Here is a 20,630-nt window from a genome sequence, read left to right on the forward strand (position 1 = left end):
GTGTTGACGGCCGATCTGTTTGACAACATCGATGCGATGGTGCCGGCGCGAGAGCAGCTTGCCGCGGGTGCGATGCTCCTGCGTGGTTTCGCGCGGCCGCAACAGCATGAGCTGATCGCAGCGATCGAAGCCATCATCGCGCAAGCGCCGTTCCGCCGCATGTTTACGCCCGGCGGACACCAGATGTCGGTGGCGATGACCAATTGCGGGGACGTCGGCTGGGTGACGGATCGCAGCGGCTATCGCTATGACGCGATCGATCCGGAAAGTGGCCAGCCATGGCCGGCGATGCCGGCGCTGTTTCGCGAGCTCGCCGAACACGCTGCAGCCGAGGCCGGCTTTGCCGGTTTCGCGCCGGATGCCTGCCTGATCAACCGCTATGAGCCGGGCGCGAAGATGTCGCCGCACCAGGATCGTGACGAACGTAACATGGGCGCGCCGATCGTCTCGGTTTCGCTGGGGCTGCCGGCGATCTTTCTGTTCGGCGGGTTGAAGCGCAGCGACAAGCCGCAGCGCTATCGCCTGCAGCATGGCGATGTCGTGGTCTGGGGCGGCCCGGCGCGGCTCGCCTTTCACGGCGTTATGCCGCTTGCCGACGGCGAGCACGGCCTTATTGGCCGCAAACGCATCAACCTGACCTTCCGCCGCGCGCGTTAGCCGGCTGGCGAAACCGTGATGTTGGCCGCATGTTGATCGGCTTCCGCTTCGCGCTATGCTCCCGGACGGGAGAGAGCGAATGAGCGCGATCGAGCTGTCAGCCGATGAGGAAGTGGAGACGGGCGCAAGCCGGCTCGGGCTCTATCTCGCTTTTCTGCAACTCGTGTTCACGCTGCTGTGGACCACCTACGTGATCTTTCTGCCGAAGCTCGCGGCCGGCGTCGGCATTCGGCCCTCGTCGGTGATCTTCATCTTGATGGTGGACCAGGCGATCTTCACGGTCACCGACACCGCGATGGGCATCGCCGCCGACAGAATCGCGCGACTGACCAAATGGCTTGGACCGTTGATCGGACTTCTGACGGCGCTGTCCTGCGCGGCCTTCGTCGCTTTGCCGTTCGTCGCGGCGACCGGCATGCCAGCCGTCTTCATTGCGCTGATCGTGACCTGGGCCATCACATCGTCGGCCCTGCGCGCGCCACCCTTGATTTTGCTCGGGCAGCACGCCGCCAAACCCCGGGTCCCGTTTCTTGCTGCCCTGGTCATGCTGGGCTATGGCGTTGCGGGCGCGCTGGCGCCCTATCTCGGTGTCGTTCTGCGTGATTACGACGCACGACTGCCCTTCATCATCTCCTCAGCCGTGCTGTTGCTGACGGCGCTTGGTCTTTCGCGCGTCGCTGATCTCGGGCAAGGCGCGAAGCAGGTGCAGGCCGCGGTCAAGCCGGTCCGGCTGAACGGTCTGCCAATGCTCTTCATCGCCGCGATGGTGATCCTTGCGCTCGGCTATCAGCTGCATTTCAGCATCAACAGCGAGGCGTTCTATCTGCGCTTCGCCAAGCCGGCCGACCTGCAATGGCTGATGCCCGTGTTCTGGATCGGCTTCAACATCGCGATGTTTCCGGCGAGCGTCATCGTCAAGCATCGCGGTGCTGTGGTCGTCATGGGGATTGCGGGTCTGCTCGGCGCAGCCGCAATCGTGATCGCCGAGATCGCCGGGGCGCTGAACGTGCTGATCGTCGCGCAGTTCATCGCGGGCGCGGCCTGGGGCTGCATGATGATGAGTGCCATTTCCGCAGCGCTCTGGATCGGCATGCGCGGTGCCGAGGGCAAGGTCACCGGGCTCGTGTTCTCGGCGCTCGCGCTAGCGACCTTCGCGCGGATGGCCGCGGTTGCCGGTGGCCTGCAGAAGCTCCCGGACTACGCGCCTCTGGTGCGTTGGGCGCCGGTGGCCTGCTGGCTCGTCGCGGGCACAGGGCTGCTGGTGATCGCGGCGGCCAGGATGCAGGGGAGGCGAAGTGAGCTCTAAACCCTCATCCTGAGGAGCTTGGCGTGAGCCAAGCGTCTCGAAGGATGAGGCCTCTGCCGGACCTCATGGTTCTCCCGGCGATGCGAAGCATCGTCCGGAGACGGCGCTTTCGCACCTCCTCACCATGACTGTGCCTCAAGGCTTCGCCGGATGGATGAACGCCCATGGCGAGACCTCGCTGTCCCTGGGCACCTCGATGTCGATCAGATAGGGCCCGCCATGCGCCAGCGCCTTCTCGAGCGCGGGACGGAAATGATCCGGCGCAGTAACGCGGCTCGCGGCCACCCCGAAGGACTCCGCCAGCTTGACGAAATCGGGATTGACCAGGTCAGAGGCGACCACGCGGCCGTCGAAGCGCTCGCGCTGGTCGCGCCGCACGTTGCCGTAGGCGTTGTTGTTGAACACCAGCGTCACCACGCCGATGTTGTATTGCACGGCGGTGGCGAGCTCCTGCACCCCGAACATGAAGCCGCCGTCGCCTGTGATCGCGACCACCGGCTTGTCGGGGCGGGCGACCTTGGCGCCGAGCGCGGTCGGAAAGCCCGAGCCGAGCGTGCCCTGATAGCCTGAGGTGATGAAAGTGCGGGGCTCATAGACCGGAAAGCCGTACCAGGAGGCGAAGCCGACCTGCGACAGCTCGTCGGTGACGACAGCGTCGTGCGGCAGCACCTCGCGCAGCACGTTCAGATAGGCCATCTGCGGCTGCACTTTCTGGATCTCCTGCAAGCTCGCGGCGGTGGCCTCGCGAATGGCGACACGGCGGCCTGCGGTCTTCTTATGAGCGGCCTTGCCGACGGCGCTGATCAGCGCCGCCGTGCCGGCTTTGGCATCGCTGACGACGCCGACATCCACGGTGATCCGCCGCATCTCGGCCGGGTCGATATCGATGCGGATCGACTTCAGCCCGTCGGGCCGGAATGGCCAGCGGAACGTGGTCGGCAGCTCCATGCGGGAGCCGATGCCGATCATCAGATCGGTCGTGGGCCACAGCTTGTAGGCGGCCGCCATGGTGAGCCCGAGCTCATGCGCATTGGAAACGATACCGCGCCCGGAGCGGAAGGCGACGACGGGCGCATCGATCATCTCGGCGAGCTCCAGGATCTCCTCACGCGCATCGATCGCGCCGCCGCCGACGAAGATCATCGGCGCTCTCGAGCCTGCAATCAGCGCTGCCGCCTTTGCGATACGGTCGGGATCAGGCAGCGGCGCCGGGAACGGCGCGAATGGCTTGGCGGCGGCGGTCTCGCCGGCTTGCGTGAACACGTCCCAGGGCATCTCCAGCGCGGCCGGTCCGCGCCGGCCGGACATCATCTCCTGGAAGGCGCGCGAGACCAGCGTCGGCGCGGCATCGGGATATTCGATCCGCTCGGTCCACTTGATAAAAGTGCGCAAAGTCGCAAGCTGATCCGGCATCTCGTGGAGATGACCGCGGCCCTTGCCGAGATAATCGGTCGGCACCTGGCCGGTCAGGCACAGCACCGGCTCGTTGCAGCCGAACGCCGTGAGCATCGCCGCACCCGCATTGAGCACGCCCGGGCCGGGCACCACGCTGAACACGCCCGGCCTGCCGCTCGCGCGCGCATAGCCGAACGCCATGTAGCCGCAGGCCTGCTCGTGGCGAGCGCCGATCACCTTCAGCTGCGCCTGATGGAATGCGTCGAACAGGCCATAGATTTGCGCGCCCGGCAGGCCGAACACAGTATCGACGCCGTGGGCGACAAGGCCGCTGACGATGGCTTCGCCGCCGGTCATGATGGTCATTGGCAGTTCCAATTTCCGGAGTTACAGAGCTTCGTCGATGACGCCGTTGCGCAAGACGCCGATGCCTTCGGCCTCGACCTCGATCACGTCGCCGGGCTTCAGATAGCGCGGCGGATCGAACCGCGCACCGGCGCCGGTCGGCGTCCCCGTCACGATCACGTCACCGGGCACCAGCGTGGTGAAGGTCGAGATGTAATTGATCAGATAGCGGAAGCCGAATATCAGCCGCGAGGTGCGATCGTCCTGGCGCAGCTCGCCATTGACGTGCGTGGTTAACCGGATATCGGCGATCTGCGCCTCATCCGCATAGGGCACGATCCACGGACCGAGGCTGCCGGTCGAATCGAAATTCTTGCCCTGGGTGACGTTGAACTTGGCGTGCCGCACCCAGTCGCGGATGGTGCCTTCGTTGCAGAGCGTAAGCGCGGCGATGTGGCCCAGCGCATCCTTCTCGGCGATGTGGCGTCCGGCCTTGCCGATGATGATGACGAGCTCGCCTTCATAATCGAGCTGCGGCGAGGCGCGGGGACGCACCAAGGGCGTATTGTGGCCGACGAAGGAGCGCGGCGTCCGCATGAACATCGACGGATATTTCGGCGCGTCCTGGCCGTCCTTGTACTCGGCGTTGCGGTCGGGATAGTTGACGCCGATGCAGATGATCTTTTCCGGGGCCGGGATCGGCGGCAGCCAGGTGATCGCGTCCAGCGCGTGATCCGGCGCGCGCCCTGCGGCGGCCTCGGCCAGCCGTGGTAACGCGCCTGCGGCGATCACCTCGCGCAAGCTCGGATAGTCCTTGGCAAAGTGCGATGACAGATCGACGATGCCGCGATCAGTGACGGCACCGTAACGGACGGCGCCGTCGATTGCATAGGTCGCGAAACGGGCAGGGGCGGGCATGAGCGTCTCCTTACACACCGAGTCGCTGGATCTTGTGGGTGCCGCGCGCCAGGGAGACGTGCTTGGTCTCCATGTAGAAGTCGAACGAGTAGTCGCCGCCATCGCGGCCGATTCCGGACGCCTTCATGCCGCCGAACGGCGTCGGCAGATGACGGACGTTCTCCGAATTCAGCCAGATCATGCCGGCCTCCAGTGCGTCGGCGACGCGCAAGGCGCGGCCCATGTCGTTGGTCCAGATATAACCGGTCAGCCCGTAGGGCACGTCATTCGCGATCTCGATCGCCTCCGCTTCGTCACCGAACGGGATCACCGTGAGGAATGGGCCGAACACCTCTTCCTGCGCGACGCGCATCTTGCTGTTGGCGCCCGTAACCAGGGTCGGCTGCACATAATGCCCGCCGCCGGGCCCGTCATGCGGCTGACCGCCGGCCGCAATCACGGCGCCGTCCTGCCGCGCGATGTCGAAATAGGAGCAGACTTTCGCCAGGTGCCGCTCATGGATCAGCGGCCCGATCTCGGTTGCCGGGTCGAGCGGATGGCCGACCTTCAAAGCCTTGACCCGCGCGGCCAGCTTTTCAACGAAGCTGTCGGCAATGCTCCGCTGCACCAGCAGCCGGCTCGAGGAGGTGCAGCGCTCGCCATTCAGCGAGTAGATCATGAACACGACCGCGTCCAATGCGCGATCGAGATCGGCGTCATCGAACACAATGACCGGGTTCTTGCCGCCGAGCTCGAAATGCACGCGCTTCAGGGTCGGCGCGCCCTGCGCCATGATGGCCGAGCCCGTGGCGCTTTCGCCGACGAAGCCGATCGCCTTGATGGCGGGATGCTGCGTCAACGCCTTGCCGGCGTCTTCGCCGAAACCGTGAACCGTGTTGAGCACGCCGTCGGGGATGCCGGCCTCCTTGGCGATCTTCGCGAGCCAATGTGCCGTGATCGGCGACCATTCCGCCGGCTTGTGCACGACCGTGCAACCGGCGGCGAGGGCAGGCGCGATCTTCCAGGTCGACAGCATGAACGGCGTATTCCACGGCGTGATCACGCCGACCGGGCCGATCGGCACGCGCGTCGAAATGTTCCAATGCTCCTCGCTCGGCATGTTGAGGCCGTCGCGGGCCTCCGTGCATCTGTCGGCGAAGAAGCGGAAATTCTCCGCGGCGCGGATCGCGGCCTTGGCCATGAAGCGATAGGCCTGGCCGGTATCGATGCATTCAAGCACAGCGATATCTTCGGCATGATCTTCGATCGCATCCGCGACCCGATGCAGGAGCTTTCGCCGTAAGGAGGGCGACATCTCGCGCCAGCTCCTGAACGCCAGTGCTGCCGCCGTCGCGGCGCGGTCGATATCCTCGGCATTGCCGCGCGCCACCGTTGCAAGCTGCGCACCGTCGATCGGCGAGCGCGTCTCGAACGTCGCGCCCGAGATCGACGGCACGATCCGGCCGTCGATCATGTGGCCGATGCCGTCCTCCTTCAGCTTGGCGAGCAGAGGCGCCGCGCGATCGAGATTGGCCTTGAAGATGTCTTGTTTGGGCGTGGCCTTATCCATTTGCAGCCTCCGCTTTCAGGGCGTTGTGGATGTTGTTGCGCTTCCAGCTCGTCGCGGCATCGTTGATCTGCATGTCGAATGACAGTGCGAACTTGCTGTTGGCGAAGACGGGATCGAGATAGCTGGAGAGCGCTCCGAACACATGCTCGCCGGCTTTCTGTCGTGCGGGAAGATCGCGGCCTTCGCCGAGCCGCAGCAGCATCGCGAGGAAGCCGTAATCCGTCTTGCCGTCGGCGATCGCGTAGTGCTCGCAACGTATGGCGCGGACGCGAATGCCGCCGATCGGGAAGATGCCGGTCTCGGCCGCCGCCTTGCGGACGACCTCGCAGAGCTCCTTGATATCGACGCGCGGCTCGAGATTGGCGGAGTATTCGATGCTGAAATGCGGCATGATCGGATCGTCCGGCAGAATGTTCAAGCGAAGTAGCAACTGACGGTCCCATAGGGACCATAGTCGGCCTGGATCGTGTCGCCCTTGCGGGCCTCGATCGGGCGGATGAACGAACCCGCCAGCACCACCTGGCCCGGCTCCAGCGCGAGCCCCAGGGCTGCGACCTTGTTGGCCAGCCAGGCCACGGCCGTCGCCGGATGATTGAGCACGCCGGCGGCGAGCCCCGTCTCTTCCAGCTGCCCGTTCTTGTAACAAAGCGCGCCGATCCAGCGCAGATCGGCGTCCAGCGGCCGCAGCGGTCGGCCGCCGAGCACGATGCCGGCATTGGCAGCGTTGTCGGCGATGGTGTCGAAGATCTTGCGTGTGGCCTTGGTCTCTGAGTCCACCCGTTCAATGCGGGTGTCCAGGATCTCCAGCGCCGGCACCACGAAATCGGTCGCATTGAGGACGTCAAACAAGGTGCAGTCGGGTCCTGACAGCCGCTGTTTCATGACAAAGGCCAGCTCCGCCTCGATCCGGGTCGCGATGAAACGATCCGAGGGAACGGTCCCGCCATCTGCAAAGAACATGTCGTCCAGCAGCACGCCGGAATCCGGCTCGTCGATATTGAGGGCGCTCTGCATCGCCTTCGAGGTCAGCCCGATCTTGTGGCCCTTGATGATGCGCCCTTCGGCGACCTTGAGCGCGATCCACTCCTTCTGAATCGCATAGGCGTCCTCGATCGTAATCTCCGGAAAGTCCTGCGACAATTGCCTGATCTGCACGCGGCTCCGCTCGGCCTCGTGCAGGCGTGTGGCGCATCGGCGAATGTCAGCGTCGGAAAGAGTCATGGTGCAAGCACATTTGGGATGTTGCCACAAATGATTAACATGTTAAGTTTCGGCGCGCAAACCGGATGACGTTTGCTGCATTGCAAACATTTGAATGGGCGGTCGGCGATCGATATGGCGCAGAAACGGGCGGCGAGCGGCAAGCAAAGAGCAGGGGACGCGCATCCGGTTCCGATGCGGGGCTTTTCGCAATCCTTGCCGATGGCGCTGCTTCGCGCTCGCGAAGCCGTGATGCGCCAGTTCCGCCCCAACTTGCGCAAGCATGACCTTACTGAACAGCAATGGCGCATCCTGCGTGCATTGGCCGCAGTCGATGCGATCGATGCGACCGAGCTGGCGCGGGCAGCTTTTCTGCTGGGCCCCAGCCTGTCGCGCATCCTGCGGGATCTCGACGCGCGCGGCTTGATCGAGCGCCAGACTGACACAAACGATCTCAGGCGCGGTCTCCTTTCGATTTCGCCGAAAGGCCTGAAGCTGATTGCCCAGGTTGCTCCCACGTCGGAGGCCATCTACGCGGCGATTGCGGCCCGCTACGGGGTACGCAGATTGGACGAGCTGCAAAGGATGTTGGTCGATCTGGAGGCCAGTCTTGCGGGAGACCTTCTTGTCGCGGAGAGAGAGTGAGCGCAGTTTTGCATGACGCTCCGGCTTAGTTGCATAACTTGATCAAGAGCTAGGCAGATGGAATGCGGAAGCCTCAGCGGCGTTAATCATTTTGAGGCGGCGTGACTACGCACAGGATCGATATCGTCGCGATTGCAATTTACTCGGGCCGAAAGAGCCCTTAAACAGCCATGGTTCTGCGGACGAAGATCCGCAAGCACGAGCAGGGCCGCTCACAACAGGCGGTCAGGGAGGACTATAGATGAGTTTGACGAGACGCGATTTCGCGGCCGGCATCGTCGCCGGACTTGCTGCACCTTCCATCATCAGCAGCGCCCGTGCGCAGGCCTCGACGATCAAGATCGGCATGTGCGCACCCGTGACTGGTCCGGCAGCGGAATCGGGCGGCTACGCCATCAAGGGCGCGAAGCTCGCCCTCGACGCGGTCAACAAGGCCGGCGGTATTCTCGGCAAGCAGGCCGAACTCATCGTCGAGGATGACCAGACCACCAATCCGGGTATTGTGCTGGCCTTCTCCAAGCTCGCTGCCCAGTCCGACATCGTGGCCTTCCTCGGCTCGATCCGTTCGACCCAGGTGCATGCGATGGCGCCCGACGTGCTTAAGCTCGGCAAGCCCGTGATGATCGGCGGCACCGATCCGAACCTCACCCATATGGGCAACCAATGGCTGTTCCGCTTCCGTCCTAACGACAGCTACTCCGGCCGTGTCATCGCCGAATATGGCGTCAATACGCTCGGCAAGAAGAAGTGGGCAATTCTGCATTCGACCGACGCGTTCGGCACCGCGGGCGGCAAGGCGCTCTCGGCCGCGCTGGAGAAGCTTGGCTCCCCGGCCGTGCTCGATCAGGGCTATGCCAACCAGAGCCAGGACTTCACGCCGGTCGTGCTCGCGATCAAGCAGTCGGGTGCTGACATCCTTGGCTCCTATTTCACCTTCGAGAACGATCTTGGCATCTTTGCGCGCCAGTTGCGCCAGCTTGGCGTCAATATTCCCTGGGTGGGCTCGCCCTCGATCGTCAACATCACGGCGTTGAAACTCGCCGGTCCGGCTCTCTACAATACCTATGGAGTCGCGGATTACGCCGAGGACTCGAGCGAGGCCTCGAAGGCGTTCGGCAAGGCGTATCGCGAGGTAGCCAAGGTTGCACCCGACAACCAGAGCTCGTGGACCTACGACGCTATCAATGTGCTTGCGGCCGCGATCAACAAGGCCGGCTCGACCGAGCCCGGCAAAATCCGCGAGGCGATTCTTGCGATCAAGAAATTTCCGGGCGCCGAGGGCGAATACAATTTCGACCAGAATGGCGACGGCCTGCACGGCTACAACATCGTGAAGAACGATAAGGGCAACATCGCCTTCGACAAGCATATCGAGTTCACGGACTGACCGTGCGCAGCGACCTCTCCGCATCGGCGGGGAGGTCGCCATCGCTTCATCGCAAGCGCTTCCCTCAAGGGGTCTCCGGCCGTCATGGATCTCGTTCTTCAACTGCTGTTCACGGGTATCGGGATCGGTGCCGTCTATGCGCTGGTCGCGCTCGGCTTTGTTCTGATCTTCCGTGCCACCAATGTGGTGAACTTCGCGCAAGGCGAGTTCTCGATGGTCGCGGCCTATCTGATGGTGGTCTTCGCGGTCGATCTCGGCTGGCCCTACTGGCTGTCGTTCCTGATTGCTCTTGCGGGCATGGCGCTCCTCGGCGTGATCTTCAATCTCGGTGTGTATTATCCGCTGCGTCATCGCAGCTATCTGCCGGTCATCATCGCGACGATCGGCGCCTCGATCCTGCTTGCAAATTCGGTGCTCGCGATCTACGGCCCGCAGCCGCAGGTGCTGCAGGGCTGGTTTGAGACGCCGGGAATTCAGCTTGGACCGGTCTATCTCGACAGCCAGTATCTTCTGATCATCGCGGTGACGATCGCGCTCGTCATCTTCAACTACTGGTTCTTCGAGCACACGCTGCTTGGCAAGAAGCTTCAGGCCACCTCGCAAGACAAGGAGATGGCGTCGTTGCTCGGAATTTCCGTGTCGACGATGATCATGATCACCTTCATCTATTCCGCCGTCCTTGGCGGGCTCGCGGGCATCCTGGTCGCGCCAGTTCTGTTCGTCTCGATCCAGATGGGTTCGACGATCGCGCTGAAGGCCTTCGCGGCGACCATCATCGGTGGCTTCGGCGATGTGGCCGGTGCGATCATCGGCGGTCTTGCGCTCGGCGTGATCGAGACGTTTGGCGCGGCCTACATTTCTGTCCCGTACAAGGACGGTTTCGCCTTTCTGGTGCTGGTCGCCTTCCTGATCTTCCGGCCGCAGGGCATTTTTGGCGAACGCGTGGCGGAGAAGGCATGAGCGTAGGAAGCGACAACATGCGGGCTATCGCATCGACGGCGCGTACAAGACCCGCCGTGCTGAGACACATTCCTTATTTCATCGCCGCCGCAGTTCTGGTGATGCTCGCCGCGTCGATGCAGTTCGATGGTTATGTCCTCAACATCCTGTTGCAGGCGACGACCTTCTCGATCGCGGTCTTCGGGCTTTCCGTTGTGCTCGGTCTGTGCGGTCAGATCAATCTGGCACAAGCGGCCTTCTTCGGCCTGGGCGCCTATGCCGTGGGTCTCGGCACCACTGACCTGCAGATGAGCTATTGGCTCTGCCTGGTCGCTGGCTGTCTGGTCGCGATCGTCGCGGGCGCATTTTTGGGCATGTCGACCTTGCGGCTCGGCGGACACTATCTCGCGATGGTGACGATCTCGTTCCAGCAGATCATGACGCTGGTCATGATCAATGCCATCTGGCTGACGCATGGGCCCGACGGCGTGTCCCGGATCGGCCGTCCATCGCTGTTTGCGAGCTCCCAGAGCTATCTTGCCTTCTGCGTCGCGGCGCTGGCAATCGTGGGCTACATCGTCTGGCATCTGCCGGACACCAAGCTCGGCCGCGCCATGCGAGCGGTGCGCGACAACGAGCTCGCGGCCGGCGTGAACGGCATCGACATCTTCAAAACCAAGGTCTACGCCTTCGCGATCTGTGCCATGCTCGGCGGGCTCGCCGGTGGCTTGTTCGCCGGCGGTTTCGCCTATGTCAGTCCGGATCAGTTCTCCTTTGCCGAGTCGATCGTGTTCCTGACGATGTCGCTGCTTGGCGGCGTGGCGTCTCCGATCGGGTCGGTGATCGGCACCGGTCTTCTGATCCTCATCCCGGAATGGCTGCGCTTCCTCAAAAGCGTGCCGGGACTTTATTTGGCAATCTACGGTCTGTTCGTGATCCTGATCATTCGCTTCATGCCCGAGGGCATTTGGGGCTTTGTCACCGCGGGGTTCGACCGCTGGCGGACGAAGACCAAGGCGCCGCCGGCCGTCAAGCCGCTGCAGCTGAAGCCCGCGACAACAGGCGGCGATATCGTGCTGGAAGTCAAAGGCCTGTCGAAGCACTTCGGCGGCCTCAAAGCGGTCGACAGTGTCGATATTGCGGTGAGGCGCGGGGGCGTGCACGCTTTGATCGGGCCGAACGGATCAGGCAAGACCACCACGCTCAACGTGCTCTCGGGCCTGTATAAGGCCACGTCGGGCACGATCCTGCTCGACGGGACTGATATCACCAACATGCCGCCGCATCAGCGCACGGCGGCAGGGCTCGGGCGGACGTTCCAGAACATTCGGCTGTTCCGGTCGATGACGGCGCTTGAGAACGTCGAGATCGGCGCCGAGCGATCCGGCAACACGATGATCGGAACCGGCGGCCATGCGGCCCTGACGGAGCGGGCCATGGAGGCGCTGACCTTCGTCGGACTCGGCAACCGTGCCAACGAACTGATCACGAGCTTCTCCTACGGGCACCAGCGGCTGATCGAGATCGCACGCGCGCTGGCGGCAAACCCGACGCTGCTTCTGCTCGACGAGCCGGCGGCCGGGCTGAACTCGACCGAGAAGCTCGAACTGCATGAGCTGCTGAAGCGGATCGCCGCGCAAGGCCTCACGATCCTGATCATCGATCACGACATGACCTTGGTCAGTGAAGCCGCGCAGCACATCACGGTGCTCAATTTCGGTCGCCGCATCGCGGACGGTGAATCGATGGCCGTGCTGCGGCATCCCGATGTCGTCTCCGCCTATCTCGGGAGCGAATGATGCCGCTACTCGAAGTCCGTAACCTTGTCGTGCGCTACGGCGAGATCGAAGCGCTGCGCGGCGTTTCATTCAGCGTGGAGGAGGGCAAGGTCGTAACCCTGCTCGGCGCCAATGGTGCCGGCAAGTCGACTACCTTGCGGGCAATATCGGGCCTGTCAAAGCCGGCGTCGGGCGAGATCGTCTTCGATGGCGAACCAATTTCGGGACTTGGGCCTGAGACGATCGTGCGCCGCGGCATTTCGCACGTGCCGGAGGGGCGGCGGGTGTTCCCGGGCCTGACGGTGAAGGAGAACATCATGCTCGGCGCCTCGAACCGCCGAGCGCCGAAAGCGCAGCTGTCGCGCGAGGCGGACGCCATGTTCGACCTGTTTCCGGACATCCGGAAGTTCTCCAATGCGCTGGGCTGGACGCTCTCCGGCGGCCAGCTGCAGATGGTGGCGGTGGCGCGCGGACTGATGGCCAAGCCGAAGCTGCTGCTGTTGGATGAGCCATCACTCGGCCTCGCGCCCGTGATCGTGCAGGCGGTGTTCCGGATCATCTCGGAAATTCGCCGATCAACGACGGTCTTGCTTGTCGAGCAGAATGCGCGCATGGGGCTATCTGTTGCCGACTATGGCTATGTGCTGGAAACCGGGCGTATTGTGCTCGGCGGCAAGCCCGACGAGTTGTGGGGCAACGAAGCCATTCGCGCCGCCTATCTGGGCGGTCATGCGAAAGTTCCTGCCTGATCGTATCTGCGAGTTGTCATGGTCACCATCAAGGTCGCAAATCTCATCGATTTCGTTGCCGACATTTTCGAGCATGCCGAATCCTCATCCGAGGAGGCGCGTCGGATCGCAACCTATCTCACCACGGCGAACCTCACGGGGCATGACAGCCACGGCGTGATCCGCGTGCCGGTCTACATCCGATGGAAGAAGATGGGCTCGATCGTGCCGAACCAGACCCCTGAGGTCGTGATCGACACGCCTTCGCTCGTCGTGGTCGACGGCAAGTTCGGCTACGGTCAGACGGTGACGCCCCAGGCGGTGAAGCTCGGCATCGAGAAATGCAAGACGGCGGGCCTTGCCGCGCTTGCTCTGCGCAATTCCGGTCATCTCGGCCGGGTTGGTGATTGGGCGGAGATGGCGGCCGCCGAGGGCCTGGTGTCGGTGCATTTCGTCACCGCCGCCGGCTCGCTTCTGGTCGCGCCGTTTGGCGGCGTCGAGAAACGGTTCTCGACCGCACCTTATTGCGTCGGCATCCCGCGCCAGGGGCAAGATCCGATCGTGCTGGATTTTGCTACCTCGATCGTTGCCGAAGGCAAGGTCCTGGTCGCAAGCCGTGGCGGCAAGAAGCTACCGAAGGGCGCGCTGATCGATGCCGACGGCAGCCTGAGTGAAGATCCCGCCGTGCTCTACGGTCCCTATGAGGCTGAGGGGGCGCGCGACCACACCAAGGGAACGGGCGCGATCCGTGCTTTCGGCGAGCACAAGGGCTCGGGGCTCGCGTTCATCTGCGAGCTGTTGGGGGGAGCGTTGACCGGCACCGGCGCGACCTCGGCCAATCGGCGCTTCGCCAACGGCATGCTGGCGTTCTATATCGATCCCAAGGTGGTCGATCCCTCGGACTTCTTCGACGACGAAGTCACGCGCTACACGGACTTCATCCGTGCGACCAAGCCGGTTGCCGGCGTCGATCAGGTGCTGGTGCCCGGCGATCCCGAGCGAAAGATGCGTGCCGAGCGCACCGCGAACGGCGTACCCTTGCCGGATGACACGTGGGCGGCGATAGTAGGCACAGCGCGCGAGGTTGGCGTCAGCGAGGCAAGCATTCAGCGGGCAACCGCCTGATCATACCGGCCTTGCAATGCAGGCGATACGACCAGACATGATCGCTCGACCGCCTTGCTGGCAACGGTGAGAGCGGGATGGATAAAGGGGAAGGAAACGAAGTGGCAAACAACAAGGTCAAGCAACTCTGGGCGCAAGGCAAGGCCGTGGTGAACGCGTGGCTTGCGATCCCCTCCGGCTTCTCCGCCGAGGTGGTAGCGCAATGCGGCTTCGACAGCGTCACGGTCGATATGCAGCACGGCGTGCAGGACTATCTGTCGATGGTGCAATGTTTCCAGGCCATGCATGGCCATCCGGTGACGCCGATGGTGCGCGTGCCCTGGAACGAACCCGGCATCATTGGCAAGGTGCTCGACGGCGGTGCCTATGGCGTGATCTGCCCGATGGTCAATACACCCGACGAAGCCAGGAACCTTGTCTCTTATTCCAAATATCCGCCGAAGGGCACCCGCTCGAACGGGCCGATCCGGTCCGGGCTGTATGGCGCGGCCGGCGAATATCAGAAGACGGCCAACGACGAGATCGTGCTGCTGCCGATGATGGAAACCAAGACGGCGGTCGAGAACATGGAAGCGATCCTGGATGTGGAGGGTATCGACGGCGTCTATATCGGTCCGTCCGATCTCGGCTTCTCCTACGGTCTGGTGCCCAAGCTTGACCGCGAGGAGCCGGAGATCCTGGCCATCTACGAAAAGATCGTGAAGGAATGCGGCAAGCGCGGCCTCAATCCCGGCATTCACTGCAGCGGCGCCGAAGGCGCGGTGCGTGCGATCAACATGGGCTTCAAGCTCGTCACCCTGTCGAACGAGGTCGGGCTGATGGCGACCTACGCGAAGATGCAGGTGGCACAGACCCGCAAGGATTCCGCGGGCAAGGCGTGAGGTGTGCGAATAGCGGACAGGGAGTAGCGAGAAGGGATTGATCCATTCGCTATTCGCCAGGTGCTATTCGCCCATCTCGCTCGATCTTCAACTAAACCAGAGAGACTCCGCCATGACTCCCGCTCCCGTCATCCGTCTGCATCCCGACGATAGCGTGCTGATCGCGCGGGCGAGCTTGCCAGCGGGATTGGCGGTTACCGATGGAGTCACGACCTCGGAACGCATCCCGGCCGGTCACAAGGTTGCCATCAGGCCGATTGCGAAAGGAGAGCCGATCCGGCGTTATGGCCAGATCATCGGCTTTGCGACTGCGCCGATCGCGCCGGGCCAGCATATCCACACCCAGAACTGCGGCATGGGCGATTTTGCCAAGGACTATGCCTTCGGCGTCGACGTCAAGCCGACACCGAATTTCGATTTGCCGGCGACCTTCGACGGCATCCGCCGTCCGGACGGGCGGGTCGCCACCCGCAACTACATCGGCATTCTCACCTCCGTGAATTGCAGCGCCCATGTCGCGGGTCTCATTGCTGACGTCTTCAAGAAGAACCCGTTCACCGGCGACAATCCGCTGGCGGACTATCCGAATGTGGATGGCGTGGTGGCGCTGACGCACAAGACCGGCTGCGGCATGACGCTCGATGAGCCGTTGAGACTGCTGCGGCGGACGCTCGGCGGCTATGCACGGCACCCCAACTTCGCCGCCGTGATCGTGCTGGGGCTGGGCTGCGAGGCCAATCAGATCGGCGGCTTGATGGAGGAGCAGAAGCTTGCGGGCCGTCTCCGCGCCATGGACATCCAGGAGGTCGGCGGCACCCGCAAGACCGTCGAAGCCGGGATCGCGTTCGTCAAGGAGGCGCTCGCCGACGCCAACAAGGTCAGGCGTGAGCCGGTGTCGGCCAGCGAACTGACGGTGGCACTCCAATGCGGCGGCTCCGATGGCTATTCCGGTATTTCGGCCAATCCGGCGCTGGGCGCGGCGAGCGATCTGCTGGTCCGCCATGGTGGGACCGTGATCCTGTCCGAAACGCCGGAAACCTATGGCGCGGAACATCTGTTGACGCGACGCGCGGTGAGCCCCGAGGTCGGTGAGAAGCTGGTCTCGCTGATGCGCTGGTGGGAGGAGTATACCGCGCGCGAGGGCGCGGAGATGAACGCCAATCCGAGTCCCGGTAACAAGGCCGGCGGCCTCACGACCATTCTGGAGAAATCGCTCGGTGCGATGGCCAAGGCCGGCAGCACCAACCTGGTTGACGTGCTGCGCTACGCCGAGCCCATCACCAAGAAGGGTTTCGTGTTCATGGACACGCCAGGCTACGACCCGGTCGCAGCAACGGGCCAGGTGGCCGGCGGAGCCAACCTGGTCTGCTTCACGACCGGACGTGGCAGTGTATTCGGCTGCAAGCCTGCGCCGTCGATCAAGCTCGCAACCAACACGCCGATGTACAAGCGGATGGAAGACGACATGGACGTCAACTGCGGCACCATCCTCGATGGCGGGGAGACGGTGCAGGAGTGCGGCCAGCGCATCTTCGAGCTGATGCTGAAGACGGCCTCCGGTCAGCCGACCAAGAGCGAGAGCTTCGACTTCGGCGGTGCCGAATTTGCCCCGTGGGTGTTAGGGGCGACAATGTAAGCCAGCGCAGCCCGGCACGATGTCCGGGCTGTCGTGCGCGCCCCGCCAACGCGTCAGCGCTGGTGACCCAAGCCGATCCCGAGCGCAAGGGCCTTTTGCCGCAGCGAGCCTTCGGTCCGCTTCATCTGCTTCGCGATCTTCGCGACCGGCGTCTTCGACTTCGAATGCTGCTTCAACAGCTTGATGTCAGCTGCCGTGTAGGGCTTGCGCGCCAGTTTCTTCGGTGCCTTCTTAGTTGCCTTAGCCACATGATTCTCCTTTGGTGAGGTTTGCCCTAAATAGCACGCGGGGGCCAGCTATCAAGCAACTGCGGCGCGTGAAACCGCGATTAGTTGCAGTTAGTTAGTGGTATAGTTGTTGATATAACAACGGGAGGCGAGGTCAATCTTACGTGACAGAGCGGCCTTGCCGCCTGTGGACAACTGGCCCTGCGGCGGGGACTGGTAATTCCATCTTCAAATTAGATCAACTCCAATATGTTACCATAGGTGTCATGGTCTGGCATGACGGACGCGCGTGCCTGGTCAGGAAAGACGGGAACCGAGACGGAATACACGCCGTTGTCGAGCCTTGGCGCTTCGTTACGAGCCTCCCTCATATCCGGTCGCAACTACGCCGCTATCAGGATTTCGGGACGTGGATACTAGCAAGCTCATGATTCTAGTAACGCTTTCGATCTGACCTGCCTGGAAGCGAGTGTGTACTCCAGGAACTGACACCTCCGGCGGTACCAGGGCGGGTAGTTCATAGGCACGATTGCCGTTTGTTAATGCTTGATCCTGCGGCACAGCAATGTTCTGCTCAAAAAAGCCGCTGGAGCAATCAGTCCCGTGTCAATCTACGTCGCGTTACATCACGTTACTCATTATAAGTACGACCGCCCCGTCGACCTCGGCCCACAGACCATCCGATTGCGGCCGGCGCCCCACACCCGCACGCCGATTCTGAGCTATTCGCTCAAGGTCACGCCGCCGAACCACTTCGTGAACTGGCAGCAGGACCCCCAGGGCAACTGGTTGGCGCGCTATATCTTCCCGGAAAGGGTGAACGAACTCAAAATCGAGGTGGATTTCACGGCGCAGATGACCGTGATCAATCCCTTCGACTTTTTCGTGGAGCCCTATGCGGACAGCTTTCCGTTCAACTATCCGGACGGGCTGAAGGCGGAGCTTGCGCCTTACCTCGAGACGACCGAGCCAGGTCCGTTGTTGGCTGATTACTTGAAGTCGATTCCGCGCGAGGCCACCAATACGGTCAACTTCCTGGTCGACCTCAATGCGCAATTGCAAAAAAAGATTCGCTACATCATCAGGATGGAGCCGGGCGTTCAGGCCCCGGAGGAGACGCTGTCGAGCGCTGCGGGTTCCTGTCGGGACTCCGCCTGGCTCCTGATCCAGATCTTGCGGCATCTCGGCTTGGCGGCGCGATTTGTTTCTGGATATTTGATTCAGTTGCGCCCGGACATTGACCCGGTCGAGGGGCCGCGGGAGGTCGAGAACGACTTTACTGATCTGCACGCCTGGGCGGAGGTCTATCTGCCCGGTGCCGGCTGGATCGGCTTTGATGTCACCTCGGGCATGCTGGCGGGCGAAGGCCACATTCCGGTAGCTGCGACGCCGCATTATCGATCCGCGGCGCCGATCTCGGGCAGTGCTGGCGCTGCCGAGGTCGAGTTCGGCTTCGAGATGAATGTGAGGCGCATCCGCGAGGCGCCCCGGATTACCAAGCCGTTCTCCGATGACGCCTGGGCCAAGCTCGACCGGCTGGGCGAGGCGGTCGATGCCGACCTCGCCGCACATGACGTGCGCCTCACCATGGGCGGCGAGCCGACCTTCGTCTCGATCGACGACATGGAAACGCCCGAATGGAATACGGCTGCGGTCGGCCCGGCCAAGCGCGGGCTCGCCGACGATCTCATCAGGCGGCTGCGGACCCGCTTCGCGCCTGGCGGCCTGCTGCATTATGGCCAGGGCAAATGGTATCCGGGCGAAAGCCTGCCGCGCTGGGCCTTCGGGCTCTATTGGCGCAAGGATGGTGAACCGATCTGGCGGAATGGCGACCTGATCGCGAGCGTCGATGGGCCGCGCAATGTCACGATCGAAGACGCCGAGCGGTTCCTTGATACGACCGCGCAGTCGCTCGGGCTCGGCACTGATTATGTGCTGCCCGCGTTCGAGGATCCTACGCACTGGCTGCAGAAGGAAGCCGCACTGCCAGAGAATGTCGACGTCGTCGATTCCAAGCTCGCCGATCCCGAGGAACGCGCCCGCATGGCGCGGGTGTTCGACGAAGGCCTGCACATTCCGCGTGGCTTCGTACTCCCGATCCAGCGCTGGAATGCGGAGGCGCGCCGCTGGCGCAGTGAGCGTTGGAAGCTGCGGCGTGGACGGCTGTTCCTGGTGCCGGGCGACTCGCCGCTCGGCCTGCGTCTGCCGATCGCCTCCCTGATCTACATCCCGCCGGAGGACTATCCCTATATCCACCCGCAGGACCCGCTCGAGCCGCGCGGTCCGCTGCCGGTGTTTGCACCCGGCCGCACCGTGATCGTTCCGCAGGTGGCGCCGCTTGAAAAGCGCGACCGCGTGCCGCCGCAGGACGTGCAATATCAGTCCGGGAGCGGGCCGGGGATACGCACCGCGATCTCGGTCGAAATCCGCGATGGCGTCCTCTGCGTGTTCATGCCGCCGGTCGAAAATGTCCAGGATTACTTGGAGTTGATCGCCACTGTCGAAGCGACGGCTGAGGCGATGCAGATCAAGGTTCATGTCGAAGGTTATGCGCCGCCTTACGACCCGCGCATCGAAGTGATCAAGGTGACGCCCGATCCCGGCGTGATCGAGGTCAACATCCAGCCGGCGCAAAACTGGCGGCAGGCGGTCGATATCACCTTCGGCCTTTATGAGGACGCGGCCAAGATCCGGCTCGGCGCCAACCGTTTCCTGATCGACGGCCGGCACACCGGCACCGGCGGCGGCAATCATGTCGTGGTCGGCGGCGTGAGCCCGCCGGACTCGCCGTTCCTGCGCCGGCCCGATCTCCTGAAGAGTCTTGTCTTGTACTGGCAGCGCCACCCGTCGCTGTCGTATCTGTTCTCCGGCATGTTTATCGGGCCGACCAGCCAGGCGCCGCGGATCGATGAGGCCCGGCATGACAGCCTTTATGAGCTTGAGATCGCGCTGGCCCAGGTGCCGCCGGCCGGTCAGAGCGTGCCGCTGTGGTTGGTTGACCGTCTGTTCCGGAATTTGTTGGTCGATATTACCGGCAACACCCATCGCGCCGAGATCTGCATCGACAAGCTCTATTCGCCGGAAGGGCCGACTGGCCGGCTCGGTCTGGTCGAGTTCCGGGCATTGGAAATGCCGCCGGATCCGCGGATGTCGCTGGCGCAGCAGCTGCTGATCCGGGCGCTGATCGCAAAGCTCTGGCGCGAGCCGCAGGAGGGCAAGTTTGTCCGCTGGGGCACCGCGTTGCACGACCGATTCATGCTGCCGCATTTCATCTGGGAAGACTTTCTTGATGTGTTGGATGAGCTGCGGCTGTCCGGCTATGAGTTTTCGCCCGAATGGTATCTGGCGCAGCTGGAGTTCCGTTTTCCGACCTTCGGCCGGGTGCAGCATGGCGGCGTGACGTTGGAGCTTCGCCAGGCGCTCGAGCCCTGGCATGTGCTGGGTGAGGAGGGCATGGCCGGCGGTACGGTCCGCTTCGTGGATTCCTCGGTCGAACGACTGCAAGTCAAGGCCGAGGGCTTCATCGAAGGGCGCCACGTCGTGACTTGCAATGGCCGGCGCCTGCCGATGACCCCGACCGGACGCTCGGCCGAGGCGGTTGCCGCGGTTCGTTTCAAGGCGTGGCAGCCGGCCTCGGGCCTGCATCCGACGATTCCGGTGCATTCGCCGCTGACATTTGACCTGATCGACACCTGGAATGGCCGTTCGCTCGGCGGCTGTGTCTATTACGTCGCTCATCCCGGCGGTCGCAACTACGACACCAAACCGATCAATTCCTACGAGGCGGAGGCGCGCAGGCTGGCCCGCTTCCAGGATCACGGCCACACACCCGGCAAGATCGATCCGCCGGGCGAGGAACGCACAATTGAATTCCCGATGACCCTCGACTTGCGGCGTCCGCTCCGTCATTGAAA

At 63.2% G+C, this 20,630-nt stretch carries 17 protein-coding genes; 11 read left to right on the forward strand and 6 right to left on the reverse strand.

The genetic code is table 11. The features are described from left to right. Window positions 1-3: 3 nt before the first annotated feature. Both alkB and ACQR1W_RS19155 read left to right on the forward strand, forming a co-directional pair. Window positions 4-657, forward strand: coding sequence for a DNA oxidative demethylase AlkB (gene alkB, locus ACQR1W_RS19150; protein ID WP_434852496.1), 654 nt, complete (start codon window positions 4-6; stop codon window positions 655-657). Between the two features lie 79 nt (window positions 658-736). Then, window positions 737-1,963: an MFS transporter gene (locus ACQR1W_RS19155; protein WP_434852244.1), complete on the forward strand. Its 1,227-nt coding sequence runs from the start codon at window positions 737-739 to the stop codon at window positions 1,961-1,963. A 135-nt stretch (window positions 1,964-2,098) separates the two neighbouring features. On the opposite strand, the gene ACQR1W_RS19160 is transcribed toward ACQR1W_RS19155, so the two are convergent. Genes ACQR1W_RS19160 through hpaH form a run of 5 tightly spaced genes read right to left on the reverse strand, consistent with a single transcriptional unit; the run spans window position 2,099 to window position 7,391 of the window. After that, the gene (locus ACQR1W_RS19160) at window positions 2,099-3,724 is read right to left on the reverse strand and encodes a thiamine pyrophosphate-dependent enzyme (RefSeq protein WP_434852245.1); all 1,626 of its coding nucleotides are present in this window, start codon (window positions 3,722-3,724) and stop codon (window positions 2,099-2,101) included. A gap of 21 nt (window positions 3,725-3,745) precedes the next feature. Then, complete coding sequence (locus tag ACQR1W_RS19165) at window positions 3,746-4,621, reverse strand: fumarylacetoacetate hydrolase family protein (RefSeq protein ID WP_434852246.1); 876 nt, start codon at window positions 4,619-4,621, stop codon at window positions 3,746-3,748. Window positions 4,622-4,631: 10 nt separating this feature from the next. Beyond that, a complete protein-coding gene (gene hpaE / locus ACQR1W_RS19170; RefSeq protein ID WP_434852247.1) occupies window positions 4,632-6,170 on the reverse strand; it encodes a 5-carboxymethyl-2-hydroxymuconate semialdehyde dehydrogenase in 1,539 nt (512 codons plus the stop codon). Continuing rightward, on the reverse strand, window positions 6,163-6,561 hold the full coding sequence (locus tag ACQR1W_RS19175) for a 5-carboxymethyl-2-hydroxymuconate Delta-isomerase (RefSeq protein WP_434852497.1): 399 nt from the start codon (window positions 6,559-6,561) through the stop codon (window positions 6,163-6,165). The genes hpaE and ACQR1W_RS19175 overlap by 8 nt, the downstream gene beginning before the upstream one ends. Before the next feature lie 23 nt (window positions 6,562-6,584). Beyond that, the gene (gene hpaH / locus ACQR1W_RS19180; RefSeq protein WP_434852248.1) at window positions 6,585-7,391 is read right to left on the reverse strand and encodes a 2-oxo-hept-4-ene-1,7-dioate hydratase; all 807 of its coding nucleotides are present in this window, start codon (window positions 7,389-7,391) and stop codon (window positions 6,585-6,587) included. Window positions 7,392-7,505: 114 nt separating this feature from the next. Here hpaH and hpaR point away from each other — a divergent pair, with 114 nt between their 5' ends. From hpaR to ACQR1W_RS19220, 8 genes are all read left to right on the forward strand, one after another. Beyond that, window positions 7,506-8,015, forward strand: a complete 510-nt coding sequence (gene hpaR, locus ACQR1W_RS19185) for a homoprotocatechuate degradation operon regulator HpaR (protein WP_434852249.1) — start codon at window positions 7,506-7,508, stop codon at window positions 8,013-8,015. A 241-nt stretch (window positions 8,016-8,256) separates the two neighbouring features. Then, on the forward strand, window positions 8,257-9,402 hold the full coding sequence (locus ACQR1W_RS19190) for an ABC transporter substrate-binding protein (protein ID WP_434852250.1): 1,146 nt from the start codon (window positions 8,257-8,259) through the stop codon (window positions 9,400-9,402). Between the two features lie 84 nt (window positions 9,403-9,486). Beyond that, window positions 9,487-10,362: a branched-chain amino acid ABC transporter permease gene (locus ACQR1W_RS19195; RefSeq protein ID WP_434852251.1), complete on the forward strand. Its 876-nt coding sequence runs from the start codon at window positions 9,487-9,489 to the stop codon at window positions 10,360-10,362. Continuing rightward, complete coding sequence (locus ACQR1W_RS19200) at window positions 10,359-12,140, forward strand: branched-chain amino acid ABC transporter ATP-binding protein/permease (protein ID WP_434852252.1); 1,782 nt, start codon at window positions 10,359-10,361, stop codon at window positions 12,138-12,140. The genes ACQR1W_RS19195 and ACQR1W_RS19200 overlap by 4 nt, the downstream gene beginning before the upstream one ends. After that, entirely contained in the window at window positions 12,140-12,868 is a 729-nt protein-coding gene (locus ACQR1W_RS19205) for an ABC transporter ATP-binding protein (protein WP_434852253.1), read from the forward strand. Before ACQR1W_RS19200 ends, ACQR1W_RS19205 begins: the two co-directional genes overlap by 1 nt. An 18-nt stretch (window positions 12,869-12,886) precedes the next feature. Then, window positions 12,887-13,972, forward strand: coding sequence for a malate/lactate/ureidoglycolate dehydrogenase (locus ACQR1W_RS19210; protein WP_434852254.1), 1,086 nt, complete (start codon window positions 12,887-12,889; stop codon window positions 13,970-13,972). Between the two features lie 77 nt (window positions 13,973-14,049). Beyond that, window positions 14,050-14,853 carry an HpcH/HpaI aldolase family protein gene (locus ACQR1W_RS19215; protein ID WP_434852255.1) on the forward strand — a complete coding sequence of 268 codons (804 nt, stop codon included), beginning with the start codon at window positions 14,050-14,052 and terminating at the stop codon, window positions 14,851-14,853. A gap of 112 nt (window positions 14,854-14,965) precedes the next feature. Continuing rightward, window positions 14,966-16,489 carry a UxaA family hydrolase gene (locus tag ACQR1W_RS19220; RefSeq protein WP_434852256.1) on the forward strand — a complete coding sequence of 508 codons (1,524 nt, stop codon included), beginning with the start codon at window positions 14,966-14,968 and terminating at the stop codon, window positions 16,487-16,489. A 53-nt stretch (window positions 16,490-16,542) separates the two neighbouring features. Here the strand turns inward: ACQR1W_RS19220 and ACQR1W_RS19225 are convergent, their stop codons facing one another. After that, complete coding sequence (locus ACQR1W_RS19225; RefSeq protein WP_008969057.1) at window positions 16,543-16,737, reverse strand: hypothetical protein; 195 nt, start codon at window positions 16,735-16,737, stop codon at window positions 16,543-16,545. Between the two features lie 582 nt (window positions 16,738-17,319). On the opposite strand from ACQR1W_RS19225, the gene ACQR1W_RS19230 reads away from it, so the two are divergent. Continuing rightward, the gene (locus ACQR1W_RS19230) at window positions 17,320-20,628 is read left to right on the forward strand and encodes a DUF2126 domain-containing protein (protein ID WP_434852257.1); all 3,309 of its coding nucleotides are present in this window, start codon (window positions 17,320-17,322) and stop codon (window positions 20,626-20,628) included. The last annotated feature ends 2 nt before the right edge of the window (window positions 20,629-20,630 follow it).

This window comes from Bradyrhizobium sp. HKCCYLS1011 (genome assembly GCF_051167795.1).
Classification (GTDB): domain Bacteria; phylum Pseudomonadota; class Alphaproteobacteria; order Rhizobiales; family Xanthobacteraceae; genus Bradyrhizobium.

What these genes read in the sequence shown, in the direction of transcription:
- ACQR1W_RS19155 (WP_434852244.1), top strand. Translation starts at nt 737, where the DNA reads ATGAGCGCGATCGAGCTGTCAGCCGATGAGGAAGTGGAGACGGGCGCA.
- ACQR1W_RS19160 (WP_434852245.1), bottom strand. Translation starts at nt 3,724, where the DNA reads ATGACCATCATGACCGGCGGCGAAGCCATCGTCAGCGGCCTTGTCGCC.
- ACQR1W_RS19165 (WP_434852246.1), bottom strand. Translation starts at nt 4,621, where the DNA reads ATGCCCGCCCCTGCCCGTTTCGCGACCTATGCAATCGACGGCGCCGTC.
- hpaE (WP_434852247.1), bottom strand. Translation starts at nt 6,170, where the DNA reads ATGGATAAGGCCACGCCCAAACAAGACATCTTCAAGGCCAATCTCGAT.
- ACQR1W_RS19175 (WP_434852497.1), bottom strand. Translation starts at nt 6,561, where the DNA reads ATGCCGCATTTCAGCATCGAATACTCCGCCAATCTCGAGCCGCGCGTC.
- hpaH (WP_434852248.1), bottom strand. Translation starts at nt 7,391, where the DNA reads ATGACTCTTTCCGACGCTGACATTCGCCGATGCGCCACACGCCTGCAC.
- hpaR (WP_434852249.1), top strand. Translation starts at nt 7,506, where the DNA reads ATGGCGCAGAAACGGGCGGCGAGCGGCAAGCAAAGAGCAGGGGACGCG.
- ACQR1W_RS19190 (WP_434852250.1), top strand. Translation starts at nt 8,257, where the DNA reads ATGAGTTTGACGAGACGCGATTTCGCGGCCGGCATCGTCGCCGGACTT.
- ACQR1W_RS19195 (WP_434852251.1), top strand. Translation starts at nt 9,487, where the DNA reads ATGGATCTCGTTCTTCAACTGCTGTTCACGGGTATCGGGATCGGTGCC.
- ACQR1W_RS19200 (WP_434852252.1), top strand. Translation starts at nt 10,359, where the DNA reads ATGAGCGTAGGAAGCGACAACATGCGGGCTATCGCATCGACGGCGCGT.
- ACQR1W_RS19205 (WP_434852253.1), top strand. Translation starts at nt 12,140, where the DNA reads ATGCCGCTACTCGAAGTCCGTAACCTTGTCGTGCGCTACGGCGAGATC.
- ACQR1W_RS19210 (WP_434852254.1), top strand. Translation starts at nt 12,887, where the DNA reads ATGGTCACCATCAAGGTCGCAAATCTCATCGATTTCGTTGCCGACATT.
- ACQR1W_RS19215 (WP_434852255.1), top strand. Translation starts at nt 14,050, where the DNA reads ATGGATAAAGGGGAAGGAAACGAAGTGGCAAACAACAAGGTCAAGCAA.
- ACQR1W_RS19220 (WP_434852256.1), top strand. Translation starts at nt 14,966, where the DNA reads ATGACTCCCGCTCCCGTCATCCGTCTGCATCCCGACGATAGCGTGCTG.